Genomic DNA, 24306 nt, shown 5'->3' on the forward strand with positions numbered 1-24306 from the left:
AGAACCTCTTCTGCCGTTCGCACGCGAGACCGAAGGCAAAAGGCCCTCGCCACGCGCGAGTCATGAAAATATCGCTGCACGAGGGGAACCGGCCATGACGCGGGCGGCATATCGGCATGCGCACCATGCGCCTGCCGTTGGGGTCATACCGCCGCGAGGGTCTGGCCGCGCCGCTTCCTTCCCGGGATCCGAATCTCGCGCGTGATTCGGCCTTGCTCGAAGCTGGCGTGTCCGCGCCATATAGGAATCTGCAGGCCAAGTGTCAAAGGCAGGCGAAATTTTTCGTTTATCGATCAGGGGTTTATCGTTTTTCGATATTTATCGATTGACGATAAGGCGACGCCAGATTATTGAATATCGATATCGGACAACAAGGAGATCGATAAATGACCGACACCGCCAAACACATCACCGCCGCTCTTGCCGCGATCATCATCGCCGCCACCAGCATGACCGCCGTGGTTACCGTACCCCCTGCCGAAGACGGCATGGTCGCCACCGTCCACACGATCGAAGTCGCCTGAGCAGGCGCCCCGACACCTTCAGAACAAAGAGCCCCATCATGCCCAAGCTTGCCCAGAACCTCCTCGCCCTCGCCGTCGCCGTGCTGGTCGCCGGCACCAGCGTGACCGCGATCACCACCGTGCCGCCTGCGCAGGATGGCACCACCACCTACGCCAGCCTCACGCACGGCCCGCGCGAACTGGCCTGACCCGACACCCGACGCCCGCCCCCACCATGGGGCCCGACAACAGGGGAGAACCATCATGACCAATGCCCTCAACGACCCGCTGCTGCTCATCGGCAAGATCTTCTGCATCTTTCTCCAGGCAGTCATGGCGCTCGCCGCGATCGCCCTCGCCATCGCAATTCCCGTGGTCCTGTTCGCGCAAGGGCCGATCCAGGCCGAAATCGTCAAGGAACTGCCCGGAGTGACCGAGCAATTCCCCGGCATGCTGATCGCCGCGATCATGGCCATCGGCTTCGCGATCGTCGCCATGCTGTTCGTCTTCTTCGGCAAGCTGCGCCGGATCATCGGCACGGTCGGCGAAGGCGATCCCTTCCAGCCGCAGAACGCCACGCGGCTGAGCCAGATGGGCTGGCTCATGCTGGGCACGCAGTTGGTCATCATTCCCGCCGGATTCATCGTGGTACAGCTGGCGAAATATGCCGACGCGATCGAGAAGGCCGGCGCCGAGGATTTCAGCCTGACCTTCGACGATGGTGGCTTCGATATGACCGCGCTGCTGCTGACCGTGATCCTGTTCATCCTCGCCCGCGTGTTCCGCCACGGCGCCGCGATGCGCGAAGACCTGGAAGGAACCGTGTGATGCCCCCCTCCCCCGACACCCCAGACGGAGCTGCCATCATGGTGAAACTGGACGACCTGCTGCACGAACGCCGCATGACCCTGACCGAACTGGCCGAGCGGGTCGGCATGACGCTGGCCAACCTCTCGATCCTCAAGACAGGCAAGGCCAAGGCGATCCGCTTCTCCACGCTCGAGGCGATCTGCCGCGAACTGGAATGCCAGCCGGGCGACCTGCTCGCCTACGACACCCGCAGCGAAACCGCCTGAACCCCCGCGCGAAGCTCCCTGCCCCCCCCATCCGCACGGGGGCTTCGCCTTTCCCTCCAAGGCAGCGATCCAGAGAAACACGCTAAGTCCCTGAACAATATTGCTTGGCGCGGGAACCGCGATGGAGCATGGGCGGTTGCCACCAAATCCGAATGCCGGGGGAATGGTCCCCCGGATCGAGAAAACAGGGGGAATTACCTTGAAGAAGATCATCGCAACCGCCGCCATCGCCACCTTCGCGCTCTCGCTCGCCGCATGTAACGGCGCCAACGAAGAAGCCGGCGAACAGGCCGACGACGTGACCGAAGCGCAGGGCGAAGTCCTCGACGCGCAGTCGGGCGTGACCGAAGCCCAGGCCGATCTGGCCGAAGAAAAGGGCGACGAAGCCACTGCCGAGCAGCTTGAAGAAAAGGCTGACCAGCAGGAAGACACCGCCGACGAGATGTAATCTCGCCGGGTTTTCGGACCTGACAGAAGCGGCCGTGCCATCCTTCGGGATTGCGCGGCCGTTTTGCGTCGGGCCGCGATCAGCTCTCGCGGCAGCGAATCCAGTGATGCCTGCCCTGGTAGAGCACCGATCCGTCATAGGCATCGCCCCTGCGCACGGCCTTGACCACCGCCAGCCGCTCGTTCGCCTGCGGGTCGGTCAGCACCAGCCGCAGCTCGCTATCGTCCAGCCACCATTGCGGCACTTCGACTGGCACGTCCCTGCCATCGACCTGCAACCTCGTCGCGAACAGCGCCGAACCTGCCGTGTGGCCGAACCCGAGCGCGATCGCGATCGCCGGCTCGGACGCAGTGCGGCACACAAACCCACCGGTCGCATGGGCCGGGCTTGCAAGCATCGCGAATACGGGCAGAGCGATCAGGAGAATGCGCATGGCACGCTGTTGCCCAAGCCCACGTGAACCGACGGTGGACGCCGCGCGCCACCCGCTTTTGCTTGACTCCGCGTACGTTCTCGCTAAGTGCCCGGCCCGACCGCTTCGGCCATGCGCCCGGCGGTCATCCGTCCGAGACAGTTGGTGACCGGAATATGCCGGTCTTAATTTCCAGCCTAGACGGGGAAACGAGATTTACAGCGGCCTGCATGTCCCCATGCGCCGCCTTTCGCATCCGATAGCCGGATGCACCTCCTTCCCTTGTCAAACGGACCCATGGCCTCGCAGCTTTTGCGGCGGGGTCGAACGTGAGCCGGTCGTCTCCGCTTGTGCGGGGTCGGCCATAGTGAAGGAGTAAGCATGGATCGTTCGCAAAAAACCGATGCGGTCGCTCAGCTGAACAACGTCTTCAACGAGGCGGGCGTGGTGGTTGTCACCCGCAACCTCGGCCTGACGGTGGCAGAGTCCACCGATCTGCGCGCGAAGATGCGGGAAGCCGGCGCGACTTACCAGGTTGCGAAGAACCGTCTTGCCAAGATCGCCCTCAAGGACACCGACTACGCAGGTATCGAAGAATACCTGAACGGTCCGACCGCCCTCGCATACAGCGAAGATCCGGTCGCCGCGGCCAAGGCCGTGGTGGAGTTCGCGAAGACCAACGACCGCATCGAAGTGGTCGGTGGCTCGATGGGCTCGCAGGTGCTCGACGAAGCAGGTGTCAGGGCTCTCGCCTCGATGCCGAGCCTCGACGAACTGCGTGGCAAGCTCGTTGGTCTGGTCAACGCCCCCGCGACGAAAATCGCGCAGGTCGTCAATGCCCCGGCGAACAAGCTCGCTCGTGTCTTCGGCGCATATGCCGCCAAGGACGCTGCGTAAGACGTTTTTCCGCACGACATATCCGGCCGCGGCATGAGCCCGGCCACGCTATTTTTTGGAGTGAATTATCATGGCTGACATCGCCAAGCTCGTTGAAGAACTTTCGAAGCTGACCGTCCTCGAAGCAGCTGACCTCGCCAAGGCTCTTGAAGAAGAGTGGGGCGTGAGCGCCGCTGCCGCTGTTGCGGTTGCTGGCCCAGCTGCTGGTGGCGACGCCCCGGCTGCTGAAGAAAAGGACGAATTCGACGTCATTCTCACCGGCGACGGTGGCAAGAAGATCCAGGTCATCAAGGAAGTCCGCGCCATCACCGGCCTGGGCCTCACCGAAGCCAAGGCTCTCGTCGAAGGCGCGCCCAAGCCGCTCAAGGAAGGCGTCAACAAGGCCGAAGCAGAAGAAGTCAAGAGCAAGATCGAAGCCGCTGGCGGCACGGTCGAGCTCAAGTAAGCTCTTCTCGCTTCCGAGCGAAATCGAAGGGGCGGTGCCAGCGATGGCGCCGCCCTTTTTCGTGGTGGCCGGAAGATCAATTGCGCCCTTTCGCCGAAGCAGCGATAAGAACGAATGACGGCGAATAATCTTGAGTGGCTCATGAACTGGTATGTTCGCGAGTGCGACGATTATTGGGAGCACTCTTATGGGGTCAAAATCGACACCCTGGACAACCCCGGATGGACGATCGCAATCGACCTACGTGAGACCTCGCTAGAAGGGCGCACCTTCGCGGCCGAGCATGGCGAACCTGCGTCTGACATTCATGAATGGCGCGAGAAGGGAAGCTGGTGGATCGCAAAGGCCAACGGAACCAGTTTCTCTGCCGCATGTGGCCCGACCGACCTCTCTTCGGTAATCGGCCTCTTCCGCGACTGGTCGGAAAGTTCGAGCGATTAGTGCCGACTGTACCGTCTAGGATTCGTGCCCCCGCACTCAATCCTATGAGATTGATGTCGAGCTGCCGCCGAATACATCGCCCGCAAGGAACGTAATTGGCCGAGGCTCAGGTCGTGCGCTTTCGCCCGCGCAGCACGTTGCGTTCCTTGCCCGCGTGCAGATCGTCCGCATCGATCTGGGCCTGCAACCGCGCCATGTCGTTCTCGCGATAATCCTGCTCAAGCTGCTCGATCGCGCGCGCGTCGGTGTCGAGATGCTCCAGCACTGCGCGGCCCATCGCAATCGCGCTTTCGCGCAGCTCACGCACCTGAAACGTGATCTCCGCCGGCGCCAGCTTCATCACGTGCCGCCGGTCGAAGGTGCGCACAAACAGCGCGGCGTCGGGGAAGGCCTCGCGGACCGAGGCGAGGAATTCGGCGTCGATCTGGTCGCCATCGATGCAGAAACAGATCAGCTTCGCCTCGCGCGCACCGGCCTGGCGCAGCATGTCCATCCGCAACCCGTCGCCGAAGAACACCTTGATCCCGAACTCCTCGGCAGTGTCGATCTGCGGCACGTTCCTGTCGATCATCGTGACATCGAGCCCGGCGGTGGCGAGCATCTGCGCGACCGTTTGCCCGAAGCGGCCGAAGCCGATCACCAGCGCCTGCGGCGTTTCGCCCTCCGGCCCCTCGCGCTCCTCCCGCGATCCGGCGGCAGGCGTGCGCAAACGCGCGGTCGCCATCATCAGGAACGGGGTGGTTGCCATGGAAAGCGTGACGATCGCGGTGAACAGGCTGGCGGTCTGCGCATCGATCACCCCGCCGCTTTGCGCGGCATTGAACAGCACGAAACCGAACTCGCCCCCCTGGCTCAGCAGCAGGCCGAGCGCGAGGGCGGAGCGCCACGGCAGTTTCACCGCCATGCCCAGCCCCGTGATGATCGCGGCCTTGGTCGCCACCAGCGCCGCCGCCATGCCGATCACGAACAGCGGCTGCGCGGCGATTGCCTGCAGGTCCAGCATCATCCCGACGGACACGAAGAACAGGCCCAGCAGGATCGAGCGGAACGGCTCGATATCTGCCTCAAGCTCGTGCCGATAGGGCGTATCGGCCAGCATCACACCGGCGATGAACGCGCCCAGCGCGGTCGACAGGCCGATCGCCTCCATCACCGCGGCCGAGGCGACCACCGCGAACAGCGCGGCGACGACGAACATCTCGCGCTCGCCCAGTCGCCCGATCAGGCGCAGCAGCGGGCGCAGCAAGAACCGCCCGGCAAGCACCAGCGCGACACAGGCACCCAGCGCGATCGGCAGCTGGACCCATCCGCCGGGGCCGCCATCCTCGCCCCCCTGCACGCCGAGCGCGGTGACGATGGCGAGCAGCGGGATGATCGAGAGGTCCTGAAACAGCAGGATGGAGAACGCCCGCTCCCCCACCGGGGTGCGCAGGTTGCCGCCCGATTGCAGCATCGGCAGCACCTGCGCGGTGGACGACAGGCCGAGCGAGAGGCCCACCGCCAGCGCCGCCGCGATCGGATAGCTGGTCGCGAGCCAGATCACCCCCGATACCGCGAGGCCGCACAGCGCAACCTGCGTCAGGCCGAGGCCGAAGATCGCCCCGCGCAGCCGCCACAGCCTGCTGGGTGCCAGTTCCAGCCCGACCACGAACAGCAACATGACGATGCCCAGCTCGCCGAAACTGAGCGTTTCCTCGCCGCTGCCAGCCAGCCCCAGTACTTGCGGGCCGACCACCGCGCCTGCGACAAGGTAGCCCAGCGTCGCGCCCAGCCCCAGCTTGCGGAAGAGGATCACGAACAGCAGCGCGGCGGCCAGCAGCACGACACCGCTTTCGAGCGCTACGTGCGCGGAGGCTTCGCCATGTTCCATGCCAGTGTGTTCCCCGGGTATCAGGTCGATCCGCAAAACCCATGGAGCGCACGCTGCCCCTAGGCAAGCGGCACGCGCACCAATATCCGGGCCGGCTTTTTATGGCTTACGAACCCAACCCTTCGCGGGATCCGTCCCCCTGGCGTACCGAGATATTCGCCACGCTCCGGCTCAGCTGGCCGCTGGCGCTCGCCAACCTGCTGCAAATGCTGACCTATGCGATCGACGTGATCTTCATCGCGCGGCTGGGGGAAGAGCCGCTGGCCGCCTCCGCGCTGGCGGTGTCGGTGTTCGGCCTGATCGTGTGGGCGCTATGCTCGATGACGGGGATGGTCGCAGCGGTGATTTCGGCGGAGCTGGGCGCGCGGGCACCGGCCTTGCGGCCCGTTCGCCGTGCGACCCGCATGGCGCTGTGGCTCGCGGTGCTGAGCGGCGCGGCGGGGATGATCGCGTGCCTGGGGTTCGAGCAGTTTGCCCTGCTGACCGGGCAGGAGCCCGCGCTCGCCGCGCTGGGCCAGAGCTACATGCTGATCCTCGTGTGGTCCGTGATTCCGTTCATCGTCAACAATGTACTGCGCAGCTTCGTCTCGGCGCTCGACCGGCCGATTTTCGCGACCGCGATCACCGCGCTAGGCATCGGCGTCAACGCGATGGGCAATTATGCCTTCATCTTCGGCAACTGGGGCGCGCCTGCCCTGGGTCTGCCCGGCGCGGCGGTCGCGACGCTGTTCACCTCGGTGTTCACGATGCTGGCCTACGTGGTCGCCATCCGGCTCGACCCCAAGCTGCACCGCTATCATATCTTCGGGCGTTGGTGGGTGCCCGACTGGCCGGTGTTCTGGCAGATCGTGCGCAAGGGCACGCCGATTGCACTGATGGTGAGCGCGGAGGCCGGGGTGTTCAGCGCGGCGGCCTTCCTGATGGGCAATATCGGCGCGGCACAGCTCGCCGCGCACACGCTCGCGCTGCAGATCGCCGCGCTCGCGTTCCAGGTGCCCTTCGGCGTGGGGCAGGCGAGCACGATCCGGGTCGGCTATTTCTACGGCGCGCGCGACAGCGACGGAATGGCCCGCGCGGGCTGGGCCGGAATCGGCATCGCGTTCCTGTTCATGAGCGTGACCGCCAGCGCCATGGTGCTGGTGCCCGACTATCTGCTGTCGATCTATATCGACCCGTGGGCGGCGGCGAACGTCGCGATGGTCGCCTTCGCCACCCGCTACCTGCTGGTCGCCGCCGCGTTCCAGCTGGTCGACGGGGTGCAGGCGGTCGCGGGTGGAGCGCTGCGGGGCCTGCAGGACACGCGCGTGCCGATGTGGATCGCGGTCTTTTCCTACTGGGTGCCGGGCTTCGGCACCGCGATGGTGCTGGGCTTCGCGACCCCGCTGGCAGGCGTCGGCGTATGGCTCGGGCTGGCCACGGGTCTTGCCTTTGCCGCCGTGCTGCTGACCTGGCGCTGGGCGCGGCGCGAGGCGCTGGGCCTCACGCGCGTCCAGCCGGATGCGAAAAGGGTCAGGCCGCCTTCTGCGTGATCTCGCGCTGCGGGAAGGGAATGGTGATCCCCTTGTCGTCGAAGGTCGCCTTGGCTGCCTCGGTCAGGTCCCAGGTCAGCTGCATGTAATCGCCGGTCGCGCACCATACGCGCAGGCCGATCCCGACCGAGCTGTCGTCCAGCGAGGCGACGAAGGCCTGCGGCTCGGGATCCTTCAGCACCCGCTCGTCCGCTGCGGCCAGACCGAGCAGCGTCTCGCGCGCCTGCTGCATGCTGTCGTCGTAGCCGATCCCCACGACCAGCTCGATCCGGCGGGTGGGATGGCGGTGCAGGTTCACGATCGGCTGGTTCCAGAGTTCGGAATTGGGGACCATCACGAACAGTCCGTCGAACTGCTTGAGCTCGGTGGTGAACAGCCCGATCCGCTGGACGGTCGCGGTGAACCTGTCGACGCTGATCGCCTCGCCCACCACGAAGGGCCGCTGCACCAGGATCATCACGCCCGAGGCGACATTGCTGAGCGTGCCTTGGAGCGCCAGCCCGATCGCCAGCGCCATACCGCCCAGCGCGGCGATGATGCTGGTCGTCTCGACCCCGAACTGGCTCAGCACGGTTACCAGCACCACCGCCCACAGCGCGTACTTGACCATGTTGGACAGGAAGTTGGCGATGGTCGGTTCGAACTTGGAGGATTTGGACAGCGCGCGCTCCGCCCAGCGCGACAGCACGCTGGCGATCAGCAGCCCGATCACCAGCACCGCGAAAGCGCCGATGATCTGCATGATATTCGCCTGCAGCCACTCGATGATGCTGGTCACGAAGCTGAGGTCCACGCCGGGCGTATCGGCGCGCGGGGTCGGTGTTTGAGAAGCCATGCCTGTCCTGTTAACTTGGGTTTCGATCCGGATGCGCGAAACGCGCCTGAAGGGTACGCACGAAAGAGGCAAGTCGGTCCCGCAAGCCCGCCTCGCACGTGACGCCCGGACAGGCTTTTTTTATCCTCGGCACTGCTTGACGCGCGATGGGCGGCTGCACATATGCCCCTTGCTGGCACTCTCCATGTGGGAGTGCCAACACCCATTTTTCACCCTAGCAAGAGGTATCAAGCATGGCATTTCGTCCGCTGCACGACCGTGTTCTGGTCCGTCGCATCGAAGCCGAGGAAAAGACATCCGGCGGCATCATCATTCCCGACAGCGCACAGGAAAAGCCGAGCGAAGGCGTGGTTGTCGCCGTCGGTTCGGGCGCCAAGGCCGATGACGGCACGGTCACTCCGCTCGACGTCAAGGAAGGCGATCGCGTCCTCTTCGGCAAGTGGGGCGGCACCGAGGTCAAGATCGACGGTGAAGACCTGCTGATCATGAAGGAAAGCGACATCATGGGGATCGTTTCCTGATCCGCTGATCGCACCGCTTCCTACCAATACCCCAATTTCAGGAGACAATTATCATGGCAGCCAAGGACGTTAAGTTCGGTCGCGACGCGCGCGAAGGCATTCTGCGCGGCGTCGACACCCTCGCCAATGCAGTCAAGGTCACGCTCGGCCCCAAGGGCCGCAACGTCGTGATCGACAAGAGCTTCGGCGCACCCCGCATCACCAAGGACGGCGTCACCGTCGCCAAGGAAATCGAACTTAAGGACAAGTTCGAGAACATGGGCGCGCAGATGATCAAGGAAGTCGCATCGAAGGCGAACGACGCCGCCGGTGACGGCACCACCACCGCCACCGTGCTGGCCCAGGCCATCGTCAACGAAGGCATGAAGTCGGTCGCGGCGGGCATGAACCCGATGGATCTGAAGCGCGGCATCGACATCGCCGTGACCAAGGTCGTCGAAGACCTGAAGGGCCGTTCGAAGGACGTCTCCGGTTCCAGCGAAATCGCCCAGGTCGGCGTGATCTCCGCCAATGGCGACCGCGAAGTCGGCGAAAAGATCGCTGAAGCGATGGAAAAGGTCGGCAAGGAAGGCGTCATCACCGTCGACGAATCGAAGGGTCTCGAGTTCGAACTCGAAACCGTCGAGGGCATGCAGTTCGACCGTGGCTACCTCTCGCCCTACTTCATCACCAACCCCGACAAGATGACCGTCGAGTTGGATGATCCGTACATCCTGATCTTCGAAAAGAAGCTGTCGAACCTGCAGGCGATGCTCCCGATTCTGGAAGCAGCCGTTCAGTCGGGCCGTCCGCTCCTCATCATCGCGGAAGACATCGAAGGCGAAGCGCTGGCCACCCTCGTGGTCAACAAGTTGCGCGGCGGCCTGAAGGTTGCTGCGGTCAAGGCTCCGGGCTTCGGCGATCGTCGCAAGGCGATGCTGCAGGACATCGCGATCCTGACCAAGGGCGAAATGGTCAGCGAAGATCTCGGCATCAAGCTCGAGAACGTTACGCTGAACATGCTCGGCCAGGCCAAGCGCGTCACCATCGACAAGGACAACACGACGATCGTCGACGGTGCAGGCGAACAGGCCGACATCGAAGCGCGCGTCAACGAAATCCGCACCCAGATCGACAACACCAGCAGCGATTACGACAAGGAAAAGCTGCAGGAACGTCTCGCCAAGCTGGCGGGCGGTGTTGCCGTGATCAAGGTCGGCGGTGCCACCGAAGTCGAGGTGAAGGAGCGTAAGGACCGCGTCGACGACGCGCTGCATGCCACCCGCGCCGCGGTTGAAGAAGGCATCGTCCCGGGCGGCGGTACCGCGCTGCTCTACGCGTCCAAGGCTCTCGAAGGCCTCAAGGGCGACAACGAAGACCAGACCCGCGGCATCGCGATCGTGCGCAAGGCGATCCTCGCCCCGATCCGCCAGATCGCGACCAATGCCGGTCACGATGGTGCAGTGGTTTCGGGCAACCTGCTGCGTGAAGGCGACGAAACGCAGGGCTTCAACGCCGGGACCGACACCTACGAAAACCTGGTCAAGGCTGGCGTGATCGACCCGACCAAGGTCGTGCGCACCGCGCTGCAGGGCGCAGCCTCGGTTGCCGGTCTGCTGATCACCACCGAAGCGGCGATTTCGGAAGTTCCGGAAGACAAGAACGCCGGCGGCGGCATGCCCGACATGGGCGGCATGGGCGGCGGCATGGGCGGCATGGGCTTCTAAGCATGTCCTGAGCCCTGTCGAAGGGCCCAACCACGCCTGCCGTTACGGCAAAGAAAAGGCCCCGTCGGAGCGATCCGGCGGGGCTTTTTCGTGGCGGCTTGCGCGCGGTGGAAACGCCCGGCAGCTACCCGCCCTTGCGGCTCGCCTCCGCCGCCGCAAGCACGTCGGCGGGCCATGTCACCTGCGTCTGCGTCTGCGGGTTGAACACGTCGCCCGGATACTGCGCGGCCTCGGCGGCGGCGATTTCCTCTGCGGTGAGGAATTCGCTCGGCTCCAGAGCGAATACGTCGAGCCCACGGGCGATCTCGGTTCCGTAGATGCGGCCCTTGTACCAGTAGGCGCTCCAGTAGCCGCCGGTGATCAGCTGCTCCGCATCCACCGGGCCGCGATCGAAATAGGCGATCTCGACCGGGTTCTGCGCATCGGTGAAGTCGATCACGCTGATCCCGCCCTGATACCAGGCCTGCACGAAGATATCGCGCCCCGGCACCGGGATGATCGAGCCGTTGTGCGCGACGCAGTTTTCCTTGTCGCTCTGCGGGGCGGGCAGCTTGTAGAGGCTGTCGAAGCTCAGCTTGCCGTCCTTGAGCGAATAGATCGCGTCGGCGCCCCAGTTGCGCGGATCGCCCGCCTGGCAGCGCGGTCGCCCGCCGCCGCCCCATTCATCGGTGAACAGCACCTTGGTGCCGTCGTTGTTGAAGGTGGCCGAGTGCCAGTAGGCAAAGCCCTTGTCCGTCACATCGTCGATCCGCACCGGCTTGAGCGGGTCGGAGATGTCGAGGATGATGCCATTGCCCGAGCATGCGCCCGCCGCGATGTTCTTCGCCGGAAACACGGTGATGTCGTGGCACTGGTTGGTGACATAGGTGTCCTGCGTCGGCTCGCCCGCCTCGGTCGTCCCGTGGTCGCCGCCGCGCCACAGGCCGGCGATCTGGCCGTCCTTGGCAAAGACGCGCGGCGAATCGACGATCCGCGACTTCGCCGGATCGGCCAGCGGGATCTCGATCACGTCGATGCTGAACAGCGCGGTCTCGTCACCCGCCGTGTCGAAGCAGCCCGCCAGCTCCGCGTCGTCGCGGACATAGCTGGTACCCGAGTTGTAGACCACGATCCGGCGATCGTCCGCCGCCACGACGGAGTGCGTGTGGCTGCCCCGGCAGGTCTGCACCAGCCCCACCTGACGCGGATTGGTGATGTCGGAAATGTCGAAGATGCGCAGGCCGCGGAAGCGATCCTCGCTCACCCGGCCCTCGACCCCCTGCAACCCGCAATCCTTGCGCGCGCGGCTGTCCTGCACGCTCATGATAAGAATGTCGCCGACGATGCTGACGTCGCCCTGCCCGCCGGGGCACACCACCGAGGTGACAAGGTTCGGCACCCCGTCCTCGCCCAGCCGGTAGGCATTCCACCCGTGATAGCTGCCCGCGACCAGCAGATCGCCCGAGAACGCCATGTCGGTATTGGCGAAGCTGAGCAGCGATCCGCGCTGGCCGAAGCGGTCTTCGCTCTCCTCGTCCTCATCGCGCGGATCGGCCTTGGTCGCATCGACCAGCTCTGCCTCTTCCTCGTCGTCCTCGATCCGCGGTTGCAGCTGCGCGGGGTTGGCGGGATCGAAGAAGCCGGTCGGCTTGGGCATCGCGGTGACGATGCGCAGGTTGGAAATCGCCTCTCCCGCATCGCGGAACCCCGGGGCGAGGCCCGCGCGCGGATCGGTGGAGAGCTTGGCGCCGACCGCATTCATCCGGTCGATCTCGCCCTGCTGTTCGACTTTGATGTCGTTGACGAATTCGAACATTACCGGGTCGTAGGCGGTGCCCGGCTGGTCGAGCAGATCGTCGACCATGCGGATCGCGCCCTGATGGTGGCGGATCATCAGTTCGAGGAACAGCGCGTCGAACGCGGTGCCTTGCAGCGAGGCGAGGCGCTTCATCTGCTCCGGGGTCGCCATGCCCATCGCAGCCATGTGCTCAGCATGCGTCATCCCGCCCATATTGGCGGCGGTGTGCTGCATCGTCGCAGGCAGCCCGCGCGAGGACAGCCAGTCACGCATGAAGGCGATCTCGTCGCCCTGCCCGGCATCGATCCGGCCCGCGATCTTGACGATGTCCGGGTTGCTGGTGCGCCCATCGACCAGCTGGGTCATTTCGGTCGCCTGCTGGTGGTGCGGGATCATCATCTGCATGAAGCGCGCATCGGCGGGGGCGAAGTTCGTCCCGGCAAGCTTGCTCGCGTCCTCTGCCTTGAGCGACCTGTTCTCCTGCCCCGGCGCGCCCGGCTGGATAATCGGCGCATCCTGCGCCGCGAGCGGAACCGCCATCGTCGTGGCCAGAGCAATAAGGCTGGCGGCGGTCGCCATGGTGCGGATGGTCATGCTGGTATCTCCCCTAGTCGAGCGCGAACTTACCGCTTTTGCCCTTCATGAAAAGGCGGATCTCATGCCATTTACCCGCAACGATCCGCGCGCTGGCGTGTTGGTGGATGGAAAGGAGAGAATTGCCACTATGAAACTACCCCACAACGCCCATGTCGCCGTCGTCGACGGCAACCGCTTCATGCTCCTCCGGAATACCGGCAAGCCGTTCGAGCCGACACTGGAGAAGGTCGACCAGCCCGAACTCGATCCGAGCAATTTCAGCGCGGGCGTGCGCCACCAGGACGATGCCAGCCAGCGCAGCGGCGCGACCGATCTGAACGAGCTGGCCCATGGCGCGGCGGTCAGCGAATGGCTCAACGCAAAGGCCGTCTCGGGCGACCTGAAAGAGCTGATGGTGATGGCCGATCCCAAGACTCTCGGCGAGATGCGCCGCCACTATCATTCGGAACTGGAACGCATTCTGGTCGGCGAGATCGACAAGACCGTAACCGGCGAACCGCTTGAAAAGATCGCGAAAGTGATCGCCGAAAGCTGATCGAACGCGATTGGTTTCACGCTTTACCGCAGGATTGGCATGATCGACCGTGCCAATCCTGCGCAAGTGGCACTTTGGGCTTGAGCGCCTGTTAAGTGCGCGCATTAATGCTCTGCACACGAGTCACGGGCTATGGGGCAGAGCATGCTTAGGAAACTTGGGTCGACATTTGCACTGGCACTGGCAGCGGGCGCACTGGCGCAGGCACCAGCTGCCGCGCAGGACGCACAAAGTGCCTCGCTCGACGCGCAGGTTTCGCTCGAATCGCAATTCGACAGCATGCTGGGCACCGAACTTCGGGCCCCCAAGACTTTCGAAGCAACCTATGATTCCTCGTTCGAACGCCAGGTTGCCGCCCTTGCCGACGGCTCTCAGGGCCGGATCGGCGTCTACGCAGTCGATCTGACCACCGGCGAAGAGATCGGAGTGCTTGCCGATCAGCGCTTCCCGATGGCCAGCACCAGCAAGGTTGCGATCGCGGCGACCTTCCTCGCTGGGGTCGACCAGGGCCGCTGGAGCCTGTCGAGCGAGTTCGAGCTGCCCGGTCGCGGAACCTATATTTCCGCACGCGAACACCTCAATCTGATGATTACCCGCAGCTGCAATGATTGCACCGACGCGCTGCTGAACGCCGTGGGCGGCCCGCAGGCGGTCAATGCGTGGATGCGCAGCGCGGGGATTCTCGATTTCCAGCTGACCCGCAACATCGCCGCGCTGGTGCGCGAGGACGGGCGGACCGACCCCGCGACCGAAATCGATCTGCGCGACAGCGCGACCCCGCGTGCGATGGGCCAGCTGCTCGCCGGGATCTATCAGGGCCGGTGGCTCAGCCCCTCGTCCCGGCAGGTGCTGATGAACGCAATGGGCGACACGGTAACCGGCAAGCGGCGGATGACCTCGGCCCTGCCGATGAGCGCCAATCTGGCGCATAAGACCGGCACGCTGAGCAGGACCGCCAGCGATATCGGCATTTTCTACACGCCCGACGGCCGCCCGATCGCAGCCGCGATCTACGTCACCGGGCAGAGCGCGTCGATGGCGGTCGAAAACGGTAGCCGCGCGGAAAAGCTTAACGCGCGCCGCCTGCGTGACGAGCGGATCGCGTCGATCACCAGCGCACTCTACAATGGCTTCGGCCAGCAGCGCGAGCCGACCGACGGCCGGGTCTGGGCCACCGCCAATTACGGTGCCGGCGGCCAGTAGTTTCATTTTCTTCGGACAAAAAAAGGGCGGCACCGCAAGGCGCCGCCCTTCTTTTTTCGCTGAAGCGCTGGCCTTAGTCGGCAGCGGCTTCGGTTTCGGTTTCGCCCTGGATGTCGGCTTCCGCTTCGGTCGCTTCTTCTTCAGCAGCGTCGGTCGCGTTGTCGACGGCTTCGCCGGTGTCGTTGGCGGCGTCTTCGATGCCTTCGCCCATGGCGTCGACATTGGCTTCGGTGTCGGCAGCGGCGTTTTCGACGGTGTCGCCAGCGGCGTCTTCAGTGCTTTCCGAGCAAGCGGCGAGGCCGAGAGCGGAAACGGCGATGGCCGAAGCGAGAACGATCTTGCGCATAATCTGTAATCCTTTTCCAGATGGATCCTGCCGCGGTCTGAGCGCGGAGAGGATGAAACCTCCGGGTTCCGGCGGCTTCTGATTCATAGATAGTGGCAAGAATGTGGCGGGGCAAGCCCAATTTCGCCACAAACTGTGACAAGCGCCTTTTTCCGGCCATTTTTCTGGGAATAATTTGCCGCGCGTAAGCTGCTGACGCCCTCTCGCCACACTGCTAGCAGGGGGCATGGCCGACAAGCAGCACCTCTATCTCGTCGACGGTTCGGCGTATATCTTCCGCGCGTATCATCGCCTGCCCCCGCTGACCAATCCGGAGGGCACGCCGGTGGGCGCGGTCTATGGCTACACCACCATGCTGTGGAAGCTGGCCGAGGATCTCGACAAGGCGGAGGGGCCGACGCACCTCGCGGTGGTGCTCGACAAGTCGAGCCAGAGCTTCCGCAACGAGATTTACGACCAGTACAAGGCCAACCGGCCCGATCCGCCCGAAGATCTGGTTCCGCAATTTCCGCTGATCCGCGACGCGACCCGCGCGTTCAGCCTGCCGATGATCGAGGAACCCGGCGTCGAGGCGGACGACATGATCGCCTCCTACGCGCGCGCCGCGGCAGCGCAGGGCTGGGACGTCACCATCGTCTCGTCCGACAAGGACCTGATGCAGCTGGTCGGCACCAGCGAGCAGGGCGGCACGATCGACATGCTCGACACGATGAAGAGCGCGCGGATCGGCCCTGCCGAGGTCGAAGAGAAGTTCGGCGTCGCGCCCGAGCTGGTGGGCGACGTGCTCGCGCTGATGGGCGATTCGGTCGACAACATCCCCGGCATTTTCGGGGTTGGCCCGAAGACCGCGACCAAGCTAATTCAGGATCACGGATCGCTCACCGCCGCGCTGGATGCGGCGCCGGAGATGAAAAAGAGCAAGCTGAAGGAACGCCTGCTCGAACATCGCGCCGATGCCGAACTCAGCCGCATTCTGGTCACGCTGAAGGAAGATTGCGAGCTGCCGATCGCGATCGACGACATGAAGCTGGGCAAGATTCCGCCCGAACCGCTTGCCGCATTTCTCACCGAACATGGCTTCGGCAGCCTGCTGAGGCGGCTCGAGGGCGGCAATGGCGGCCCCGGCCCGAAGACCCAATTGCACCCCGCCAAGCCGCAGAACCCGGGCGAGGCCCATGCGCCGCAGGGCAACAGCCAGCCGTTGCCCGAGATGCCCGCGATCGACCGCAGCACCTACGAGTGCGTGCAGAGTGTAGAGCAGCTCGACGAATGGATCGAGAAGGCCTTCGCCGCGCGGCTGGTGGCGGTCGATACCGAAACCAGCGCGCTCGACGCGATGCAGGCGGATCTGGTCGGCGTCAGCCTCGCCATCGGGCCCAACCAGGCCTGCTACATCCCGCTGGGCCATTTCAACGAAGGCGGCGGCGGGGAGGACATGTTCGCTGAGAAGCCGCAGCAGATCGCGCGTGAGACCGCGCTCGCGATGCTCAAGCCGCTGCTGGAAAGCGATGCGGTCCTCAAGGTCGGGCAGAACATCAAGTACGATCTCAACGTGCTCGCACGCCACGGCATCGCGGTTGCCCCGATCGAGGACACGATGATTATCAGCTTCGCGCTGGATGCAGGCCGCTCGCAGGACGGGATTGGCGGCGGCCACGGGATGGACGAGCTGGCGCAGCGCCATCTTGGCCATACCTGCCTGACCTTCAAGGATATCTGCGGCACCGGCAAGAAGGCGATTCCCTTCGGCGAGGTGCCGATCGACCGGGCGACCGAATACGCGGCGGAAGACGCGGACGTCACCTGGCGGCTCTACACGCACCTCAAACTGCGGCTGGCGGTCGAGGGCGGCACACGCATCTACGAGCGGGTCGATCGCCCGCTGATCCCGGTGGTCGCCGGGATGGAGCGGCACGGGATCAAGGTCGACCGCCAGCAGCTTGCCGCCCTGTCCGAGCGTTTCGCGCGCGAGACCGCTCGCCTCGAGGGCGAAATCCATGAGATGGCGGGGCAGGAATTCACCGTCGGCAGCCCCAAGCAGCTGGGCGACATCCTGTTCGACAAGATGGGGTACAAGGGCGGCAAGAAGGGCAAGAGCGGGCAATACTCGACCGACCAGTCCGTTCTGGAGAAGCTGGACGCGACCGGCGCGCCGATCGCCACGAAAGTTCTCGAATGGCGGCAGCTCGCCAAGCTCAAGTCGACATATACCGACGCGCTGCAGCAGGCGATCAACCCGAAAACCAACCGCGTGCACACCAGCTACAGCCTGGTCGGCGCGCAGACCGGGCGCCTGTCGAGCACCGACCCCAACCTGCAGAACATCCCGATCCGCACCGAGATCGGCCGCGAGATCCGGCAGGCCTTCGTCGCCGACGAGGGCAACGTGCTGCTCGCCGCCGACTATTCGCAGATCGAACTGCGGCTGGCCGCGCACATGGCCGATGTCGCCCCCTTGCGCGAAGCCTTTGCTGCGGGCGAGGACATCCACGCGCGCACCGCGCAGGAAATGTTCGGCAGCGTCGACCGCGATACCCGCGCGCGCGCCAAGACGATCAACTTCGCGATCCTCTACGGCATTTCGCGCTGGGGCCTCGCCGGGCGGCTGGGGATCGAGGCGGACGAGGCGCAGGACCTGATCGACATCTACTTCGCCCGCTTCCCCGGCATCCAGCGCTATATCGTCAATACGATGGAGACCGTGCGCGAGTGCGGCTATTCGCAAACCCTGTTCGGGCGCAAAACCTGGTTTCCACGGATCAATTCCAAGAACCAGGCCGAACGGCAGGGGAGCGAGCGTGCCGCGGTCAACGCGCCGATCCAGGGCACCAGTGCCGACATCATCAAGCGCGCCATGGCCCGCATGGGTCCCGCACTCGCCGAAGCGGGTCTTAACCCCGATGCGCCCGACGGGGTGCGGATGCTGCTGCAGGTGCACGACGAACTGGTGTTCGAAATGCCCGAAGGCCTGGTCGAGCAGGCCAAACCGGTCATCCGGTCGGTGATGGCCGACGCCGCCGGCCCGGCGGTCGAGCTCAGCGTGCCGCTGGGGGTCGAGATCGGCACCGGGCGGAACTGGGACGACGCGCATTGACCGGGTCGCCCCCCTCATCATCCCGGGTCGCGCTGTTTCGCGTGTTCATCCGCCGCTGGTTCAACTGGCTCGTGCTGGGCGCGATGGCGGGCGCGATCCTGGGCGCGGTGCTGCTGCTCCTTTCCACCGGCGCGGCCGAGCGTGCCGAACGCAATCAGGTCGAGCGGCTGGGCGACGTGCTGCTGATGCTCGACCGGATCGAACGCGCCGCCCTGTCCGCCGAAAGCGCGCAGCGCGGTTACTACATCACGCTCGATACGCGCTATCTCAAGCCTTACCGGACCTCGCGGCGCGATGCCGAGACGGCGATGGAGAGGCTCGCACGGTCGATCGACACCCGGATGACCGACGAACAGCGTGCCGAGTTCGTCGCGATCGAGGATGCCCTGAACGACAAGTTCGCCGAGCTCGACCAGACCATCGGGCAGGTCGAACGCGGCCAGCTGCGAGACGCGCGACGACAGATCCTGGAGGGTGAGGGCTATGATGCGATGCAGCGCCTGACCGCCGCGATCGACCGGCTGGCGCAGATCGAGAACCGCCTGCTCGACGAACAGAGCGCCCGTGCGCAGGCCGCCGAAGCGCGCATCCTGCCGCTGCTCGGCCTGCTGCTGCTGCTGGTGAGCGCGATCGTGCTCGGCGCAGTGCTGGTCGCACGGACCGCGCAGGCGGAGACCGAGGCGGCGCAGGCGCGTGAGCTGGAGGTTGCGCGCGACCGCGCGAACCTGCTGGCGCAGGAGCTCAACCACCGGGTCAAGAACCTGTTCGCGATGGTCCTCGCGATCATCCAGATGAGCGCGCGCGAAGCGACCGATGTCACTGCCTACAAGGACCGCATCAGCGCGCGTATCCACGCGCTGCTGACCGCGCACGAGGTCACGCAGGGCCACGGCACCGCCGCCGATCGGCTCAACCGGCAGGGCGGCGCATCACTGCGCGCGCTGGTGGAGGCGACGGTCGAGCCGCACGTGTCGCAGGACAAGCGGCTGGTGCTGGAAGGCGATGATGTCGCGATCGACCGGGTGCAGGTCACCCCGCTGGGGCTGGTCCTGCATGAACTAGCGACCAATGCGGTGAAATATGGCTGCTGGCGGGATGCCGGCGAGTTGGCTGTACGCTGGACCCGGAAGGGCGACATGCTCCATCTCGATTGGCAGGAGGACTGGGACACCGCACACCAAGAGTCAGGCGAGCAGCCCGCGCAGAGCCAGGGCGGCTTCGGCAGCACGCTGATGATCGGGGCCGCACGCCAGATGGGCGGCGAGATCGAGCGGACCTTCGGCCCGCGCGGCGTTACGGTCAGCATCGCGTTTCCCGCCCAGCCCGGCAAAGCGGCGGCCTGACCGATGTCGATCCTTGTCTCCATCGCGATGCCCGACCTGCGCAGCTGGGCGGTGCCGGTCGAAGACCTCGCGATCGCCGCCGCCATCCTCGGCGTGTGCGTGATCGTCGCGGTCGCAGCCCATCGGCTTGCCTTCGGCATCATCCGCAAGGCGACCGCGCATGGCCCGGCGCGCCACGGTCAGCCGGTGGTCGAGGCGATCCGCGCACCGGCGCTATGGCTGGCGGTGACCATCGCGATTTCGGCGGCGGCGGAGCGGGCCGACGTGATCCGGTCGGCTTGGGATGCGCTGTCGGACTTCGTCGCGCCGATCATCCTGGGCTGGCTGGTGCTGGCCTTCGTGACCGGCTGGGCCACCGCGCACGAGCGGCGGATGGAACGCCGGCTCGACCCGATCCACATGCGCAGTCGCAAGACGCGGATCGAGATCTTCCGGCGAACCGCATCGAGCCTGATCATCGTCATCACCATCGCGCTGGTGCTGGTGAACATCCCCGGCGTGCGGCAGGTCGGCGTCACGCTGATGGCCTCCGCAGGCCTCGCCGCGCTGGCGATCGGTGCCGCTGCGCAGCCCGCGCTCAAATCGCTGATCGCAGGCATCCAGATGGCGCTGACCGAACCGATCCGGATCGGCGACATGGTGGTGGTCGACGGGGTGACCGGTCGGGTCGAGGAAATCCGCATGACCTTCGTCATGATCCGCGCGTGGGACGAGCGCGTGCTGGTGGTGCCCACAGGCAAGTTCTTCGAGGAAAGCTTCGAGAACTGGTCACGCTCCGCCGACCGGCTGACCGGCGTCGTAATGCTGCACCTCGATCCGATCGCGGATGTCGCGCCGATCCGGCAGGCGTTTCTCGATTTCCTGAAGGATCATCCGCAGTGGGACGAGCGTGACGCGGCCGCGCTGGTGACCGACGCCTACCCCGAAAGCATCGCGCTGCGCCTGTCGATGACCGGGGCGACGATCGGCGATGTGTGGGATCTGCGCTGCGCGGTCCGCGAATACATGCTGCAATGGCTGCGCGAAAACCAGCCGGTGGCGCTGATCCGCCACCGGCTGGAGGTCGAGGCCGCGAACGAACGGGGCGGCTAGGCGCGCGTTCACTGTCCCGTCACATCTTCGGCCTAAATTTACGAACCAGCCAGTTGGGATCGACCATGATCGCACGTCGCAGCTTCCTTGCCACCACCGCTGCGATGGGGGCGGTTGCGCTCTCCCCAGCCCGGCTGCTGGCCCAATCGAACACCATCACCATTCCGATCCGGCTGACAGACGATCGCGTGCTGATCGACTGCCTGCTCAACGGGCAGGGGCCGTGGCCGCTGGTCGTCGATACCGGAGGGTCGGTCGGCCTGATCGAGCAGGCGATGGTGGATCGGCTGGAGCTCAAGACCGTCGGCAAGAGCCCGCTCGGCCTGATTGGCGCGCACCGGGTGTACGATATGGTACTGGTGGACGAGCTTTCGCTGGGCGGCGTGGTGCGCCAGGCCGGCGCGCTGTTCGCCGCGACCGATCACGTCAATTTCATTGAGGATGCAGTCGGATCGCTCGCCGCCGGGGTGGTCACCACCATGGACAGCGAGCTGGATTTCGGTGCGTCGCAATTGCGGCTCTATCCCTCCGGAGCGCCCGACCGCAGCGGCTGGACCCGGGTCGAAGATGCCTTCGTGCTGGAAGGCAACCGCTACGGCTCCAGCTGGATGTTCGCGCCGGTCACCATCGGGGGCCAAGCCTTCCCCATCGGCCTCGACACCGGCTCGCCGACCGAATTGCGGCTGAGCGGCGAGGCTCTGGAGAAAAGCGGATTGTGGGATTCGCCCCGCTGGACGCCGGGTTCGCCCGACGGGAAAGGCCGCATTGTGCGGTTACCCGAGGTCGGATTTGGCGGCACGGTCCTGACCGGGCTGATCGCAACGCTCACACCCAGAAGCCCGTGGACGTATTTCGAACACGGACTGGTCGGCCTGCCGATCCTGCGCCGGTTCGATATCGCCACCCGGCCGTCGACGAAGGAGCTGTTCCTGCGCCGCAACGCCCTGCCCGCACCCGCACCGGAGTATAACCGTGCGGGCATGTGGATCGATCGCGCAGGCAAGGACGTAAAGGTCGCGGTGGTCGGCCCCGGCAGCCCCGCAGCGGCTGCGGGGATCGTGCCGGGAGACCGGCTGGTCGGCGCCGATTTTCAGGGGCTGATCACAGCCATGCAGGGGCCCGCCGGAACGGTCCTGCCGCTAGAGGTCAGGTCGAAGGCGGGCGGCGCCCGCCGTATCGACCTGACCCTCGCCGACTTTCTCTAGCCGCCGGGCGTATTATCCCGGCGATCAGTCGCCGTGCTTCGATTGGCGAGTCGATTCGACCATGCCTTCGGTGATGAAGCCGATCGGCATGGGCTCTGCCGCGCGCTTCTTCAGCTCGCCGCGCATCTTCCTGTATTCGTCCTCCATCTTGGCGGTGACCGACGCGCGGCTGTCCTTCAGCGCCTCGGTGAAGTCGGCCATGGTGACCTCCTGCACGTCCGCGCCCGCACGATGCAGCGCGACCAGCCCCGCGCGGCGGACCACGTCCTCCAGATCGGCCCCGGTGAAACGCTCGGTGTCCTCGGCGATCTTGGACAGGCTGACATCGTCGGCCAGCGGCATGTTGCCGGTATGGATGCCGAGGATCTGCTCGCGCCCCTTCACGTCGGGCGTGCCGACATAGACCAGCTCGTCGAACCGGCCCGGCCGCAGCAATGCGGGGTCGACCAACGTGGGGCGGTTGGTTGCCCCGATCACCACGACAGACTGAAGCTCTTCCAGCCCGTCCATCTCGGCAAGGATGGTGTTGACCACGCGGCCCGTCACCTGCGGCTCCATGCTTCCGGAGCCGCGCGCAGGGACCAGTGAGTCGATCTCGTCGATGAAGATCACGCATGGCGAGACCGCACGCGCACGGCGGAACATCTTGGCGATCTGCTGCTCGCTCTCGCCGTACCATTTGGACAGCAGGTCGCTCGACTTCATCGAGATGAAGTTGGCATCGGCCTCCTTCGCGACCGCCTTGGCCAGCTGGGTCTTGCCGGTGCCCGGCGGGCCATAGAGCAGGAAGCCCTTGGCCGCACGGATGCCCAGACGGTGGAAGGCATCGCGGTTCTTGATCGGCAGCTCGATGCCTTCCTTCAGTTTCTCGATCGCGTCGTCGATCCCGCCCAGATCGCTCCAGCTGACATCGGGCACCTGGACCATCACCTCACGCATCGCGGAAGGCTGGACGCGCTTGAGCGCGGACAGGAAATCGTCGCGCCCGACATGCAGGCCTTCGAGCACTTCGGGCGGAATCGTCTGCGCATCGAGGTCGATCTGCGGCATGATCCGGCGGACCGCATCGATCGCCGCCTCGCGCGCAAGCGCGGCGATATCCGCACCGACGAAGCCGTGGGTGACGCGCGCCAGCTCCTTCAGATCGACGCCTTCGCCCAGCGGCATGCCGCGGGTGTGGATCGCGAGGATTTCGCGCCGCCCGGTCTCGTCCGGCACGCCGATCACGATCTCGCGGTCGAACCGGCCGGGGCGGCGCAGCGCCTCGTCGATCGCGTCGGGACGGTTGGTGGCCGCGATGACGACTATATTGGCCCGCGACTCGAGCCCGTCCATCAGCGTGAGCAGCTGCGCGACGAGGCGCTTTTCCGCCTCGCCCGGCACGCTGTCGCGCTTGGGAGCGATCGAGTCGATCTCATCGATGAAGATGATCGCGGGGGCCGCCTGATTGGCGTTCTCGAACACCTCGCGCAGCCGCTTTTCCGATTCGCCGTAGCCCGAACCCATGATCTCGGGCCCGTTGATGGCGAAGAACTCCGCGTCGCTTTCATTGGCGACGGCCTGCGCCAGCCGGGTCTTGCCGGTTCCGGGCGGGCCATGCAGCAGCACGCCCTTGGGCGGATCGACACCCAGCCGGGTGAACAGCTCCGGATAGCGCAGCGGCAGCTCCACCATTTCGCGCAGCTGCTGGATGGTTTCGGAAATGCCGCCGACATCGTCGTAGTTGACCACGGAGCGGCCGGCCTTGGGCTCCTCGAAATCGGGCCGCAGCTCGATCTCGGTATTCTCGTCGATATGGACGATGCCCTTGGGCGCGGTGCTGATCACGCGCAGGCGGATCTGCGTTAGCGCATAGGCGGGCGCGTTGAACATGCGCTGCACTTCGGGCGGCATGTTCTGGACCGGCTGCTGCCCGGTGGTGGCGACCAGATCGCCGCTGACGATCGGCTTGCGGAAGAAGTTGCGCTTGAGCGCCTGGGTCGGCCCCTGCAGCCGCATTTCGCGGCTGGCGGGGGCGAACACCACGCGGGTCGCGGGTCTCGATTGTGCAGCCTCGATCTTCACGTGCTCGCCCGATCCGACCTCGGCATTGGCGCGCTGAAGGCCGTCGAGGCGGACCACCGCAAGCGCCTGATCCTCGTCATGCGCGGCGATCACGATCGCGGCGGTCGAGCGCTTGCCCGACAGCTGGACCACGTCGCCCTCGGTCACGCCGAGCGTCTGCATCGCGCTGCGCGGCAGGCGCGCAACGCCGCGGCCGCTCTCTTCCTGGCGGGCCGCAGCCACCTGAAGGCGGACGATTCTTTCTTCGGTGGCGGTTTCGCTGTCGGCCATATGTGCGGTTTCTCCCGGTTGTCGCCCATATCGGGGGGGGTATGGCGACCCTACATAAGTTGCGCTGCGGCTTATGGAATGGGCGAGCACGCGCTTG

Annotated in this window: 23 protein-coding genes; 17 read left to right on the forward strand and 6 right to left on the reverse strand. The window is 65.4% G+C overall.

Going from position 1 to position 24306, the window contains the following annotated elements:
* Nucleotides 1–386 precede the first annotated feature (386 nt).
* The 5 genes from K7H93_RS05995 to K7H93_RS06015 all read left to right on the forward strand — a co-directional run bounded on the left by K7H93_RS05995 (nt 387) and on the right by K7H93_RS06015 (nt 2027).
* On the forward strand, nt 387–524 hold the full coding sequence (locus K7H93_RS05995) for a hypothetical protein (protein WP_010233135.1): 138 nt from the start codon (nt 387–389) through the stop codon (nt 522–524).
* A 38-nt stretch (nt 525–562) separates the two neighbouring features.
* Nucleotides 563–712 (forward strand): hypothetical protein, encoded by a 150-nt coding sequence (locus K7H93_RS06000; RefSeq protein WP_230782897.1) that lies wholly within the window; start codon nt 563–565, stop codon nt 710–712.
* Between the two features lie 55 nt (nt 713–767).
* Nucleotides 768–1331, forward strand: a complete 564-nt coding sequence (locus K7H93_RS06005; protein ID WP_230782898.1) for a DUF2975 domain-containing protein — start codon at nt 768–770, stop codon at nt 1329–1331.
* A gap of 38 nt (nt 1332–1369) precedes the next feature.
* Nucleotides 1370–1579: a helix-turn-helix domain-containing protein gene (locus K7H93_RS06010; RefSeq protein ID WP_010233128.1), complete on the forward strand. Its 210-nt coding sequence runs from the start codon at nt 1370–1372 to the stop codon at nt 1577–1579.
* 199 nt (nt 1580–1778) lie between these two features.
* On the forward strand, nt 1779–2027 hold the full coding sequence (locus K7H93_RS06015; RefSeq protein ID WP_230782899.1) for a hypothetical protein: 249 nt from the start codon (nt 1779–1781) through the stop codon (nt 2025–2027).
* A 79-nt stretch (nt 2028–2106) separates the two neighbouring features.
* Here the strand turns inward: K7H93_RS06015 and K7H93_RS06020 are convergent, their stop codons facing one another.
* Entirely contained in the window at nt 2107–2460 is a 354-nt protein-coding gene (locus K7H93_RS06020) for a hypothetical protein (protein ID WP_230782900.1), read from the reverse strand.
* Nucleotides 2461–2820: 360 nt separating this feature from the next.
* Here K7H93_RS06020 and rplJ point away from each other — a divergent pair, with 360 nt between their 5' ends.
* The 3 genes from rplJ (at nt 2821) to K7H93_RS06035 (ending at nt 4222) form a co-directional block, all read left to right on the forward strand.
* The gene (rplJ, locus tag K7H93_RS06025; RefSeq protein WP_197634814.1) at nt 2821–3336 is read left to right on the forward strand and encodes a 50S ribosomal protein L10; all 516 of its coding nucleotides are present in this window, start codon (nt 2821–2823) and stop codon (nt 3334–3336) included.
* 70 nt (nt 3337–3406) lie between these two features.
* On the forward strand, nt 3407–3781 hold the full coding sequence (rplL, locus tag K7H93_RS06030) for a 50S ribosomal protein L7/L12 (RefSeq protein WP_010233118.1): 375 nt from the start codon (nt 3407–3409) through the stop codon (nt 3779–3781).
* Between the two features lie 141 nt (nt 3782–3922).
* Nucleotides 3923–4222: an Imm53 family immunity protein gene (locus K7H93_RS06035; protein WP_230782901.1), complete on the forward strand. Its 300-nt coding sequence runs from the start codon at nt 3923–3925 to the stop codon at nt 4220–4222.
* 106 nt (nt 4223–4328) lie between these two features.
* Here K7H93_RS06035 and K7H93_RS06040 read toward each other — a convergent pair whose 3' ends face one another.
* Entirely contained in the window at nt 4329–6092 is a 1764-nt protein-coding gene (locus K7H93_RS06040; protein ID WP_230782902.1) for a cation:proton antiporter domain-containing protein, read from the reverse strand.
* Nucleotides 6093–6193: 101 nt separating this feature from the next.
* Here K7H93_RS06040 and K7H93_RS06045 point away from each other — a divergent pair, with 101 nt between their 5' ends.
* Nucleotides 6194–7621: an MATE family efflux transporter gene (locus K7H93_RS06045; RefSeq protein WP_230782903.1), complete on the forward strand. Its 1428-nt coding sequence runs from the start codon at nt 6194–6196 to the stop codon at nt 7619–7621.
* On the opposite strand, the gene K7H93_RS06050 is transcribed toward K7H93_RS06045, so the two are convergent.
* A complete protein-coding gene (locus K7H93_RS06050; protein ID WP_230782904.1) occupies nt 7602–8456 on the reverse strand; it encodes a mechanosensitive ion channel family protein in 855 nt (284 codons plus the stop codon). The genes K7H93_RS06045 and K7H93_RS06050 overlap by 20 nt on opposite strands.
* Before the next feature lie 233 nt (nt 8457–8689).
* On the opposite strand from K7H93_RS06050, the gene groES reads away from it, so the two are divergent.
* Both groES and groL read left to right on the forward strand, forming a co-directional pair.
* Nucleotides 8690–8977 (forward strand): co-chaperone GroES, encoded by a 288-nt coding sequence (groES, locus tag K7H93_RS06055; protein ID WP_230782905.1) that lies wholly within the window; start codon nt 8690–8692, stop codon nt 8975–8977.
* 53 nt (nt 8978–9030) lie between these two features.
* Complete coding sequence (gene groL / locus K7H93_RS06060; RefSeq protein WP_230782906.1) at nt 9031–10683, forward strand: chaperonin GroEL; 1653 nt, start codon at nt 9031–9033, stop codon at nt 10681–10683.
* Between the two features lie 124 nt (nt 10684–10807).
* Here the strand turns inward: groL and K7H93_RS06065 are convergent, their stop codons facing one another.
* Nucleotides 10808–13054: a DUF305 domain-containing protein gene (locus K7H93_RS06065; protein ID WP_230782907.1), complete on the reverse strand. Its 2247-nt coding sequence runs from the start codon at nt 13052–13054 to the stop codon at nt 10808–10810.
* On the opposite strand from K7H93_RS06065, the gene K7H93_RS06070 reads away from it, so the two are divergent.
* Nucleotides 13047–13592: a baeRF12 domain-containing protein gene (locus tag K7H93_RS06070; protein WP_226664515.1), complete on the forward strand. Its 546-nt coding sequence runs from the start codon at nt 13047–13049 to the stop codon at nt 13590–13592. The two genes, K7H93_RS06065 and K7H93_RS06070, sit on opposite strands and share 8 nt — an antisense overlap.
* Before the next feature lie 132 nt (nt 13593–13724).
* Entirely contained in the window at nt 13725–14795 is a 1071-nt protein-coding gene (locus tag K7H93_RS06075) for a serine hydrolase (RefSeq protein ID WP_230782908.1), read from the forward strand.
* A gap of 73 nt (nt 14796–14868) precedes the next feature.
* Here the strand turns inward: K7H93_RS06075 and K7H93_RS06080 are convergent, their stop codons facing one another.
* Complete coding sequence (locus K7H93_RS06080) at nt 14869–15228, reverse strand: hypothetical protein (RefSeq protein ID WP_230782909.1); 360 nt, start codon at nt 15226–15228, stop codon at nt 14869–14871.
* A 139-nt stretch (nt 15229–15367) separates the two neighbouring features.
* Between K7H93_RS06080 and polA the strand changes: the two genes are divergently transcribed.
* From polA to K7H93_RS06100, 4 genes are all read left to right on the forward strand, one after another.
* Nucleotides 15368–18235 carry a DNA polymerase I gene (gene polA / locus K7H93_RS06085; RefSeq protein WP_230782910.1) on the forward strand — a complete coding sequence of 956 codons (2868 nt, stop codon included), beginning with the start codon at nt 15368–15370 and terminating at the stop codon, nt 18233–18235.
* A complete protein-coding gene (locus tag K7H93_RS06090) occupies nt 18232–19578 on the forward strand; it encodes a sensor histidine kinase (RefSeq protein ID WP_230782911.1) in 1347 nt (448 codons plus the stop codon). The genes polA and K7H93_RS06090 overlap by 4 nt, the downstream gene beginning before the upstream one ends.
* A 3-nt stretch (nt 19579–19581) precedes the next feature.
* A complete protein-coding gene (locus K7H93_RS06095) occupies nt 19582–20670 on the forward strand; it encodes a mechanosensitive ion channel family protein (protein ID WP_230782912.1) in 1089 nt (362 codons plus the stop codon).
* 65 nt (nt 20671–20735) lie between these two features.
* Complete coding sequence (locus K7H93_RS06100) at nt 20736–21875, forward strand: aspartyl protease family protein (protein ID WP_230782913.1); 1140 nt, start codon at nt 20736–20738, stop codon at nt 21873–21875.
* Between the two features lie 24 nt (nt 21876–21899).
* On the opposite strand, the gene K7H93_RS06105 is transcribed toward K7H93_RS06100, so the two are convergent.
* A complete protein-coding gene (locus K7H93_RS06105; RefSeq protein ID WP_230782914.1) occupies nt 21900–24209 on the reverse strand; it encodes a CDC48 family AAA ATPase in 2310 nt (769 codons plus the stop codon).
* Nucleotides 24210–24306: the final 97 nt, after the last annotated feature.

The sequence above is a fragment of the Citromicrobium bathyomarinum genome, from assembly GCF_021021475.1.
Classification (GTDB): Bacteria; Pseudomonadota; Alphaproteobacteria; order Sphingomonadales; family Sphingomonadaceae; genus Alteriqipengyuania; species Alteriqipengyuania bathyomarina.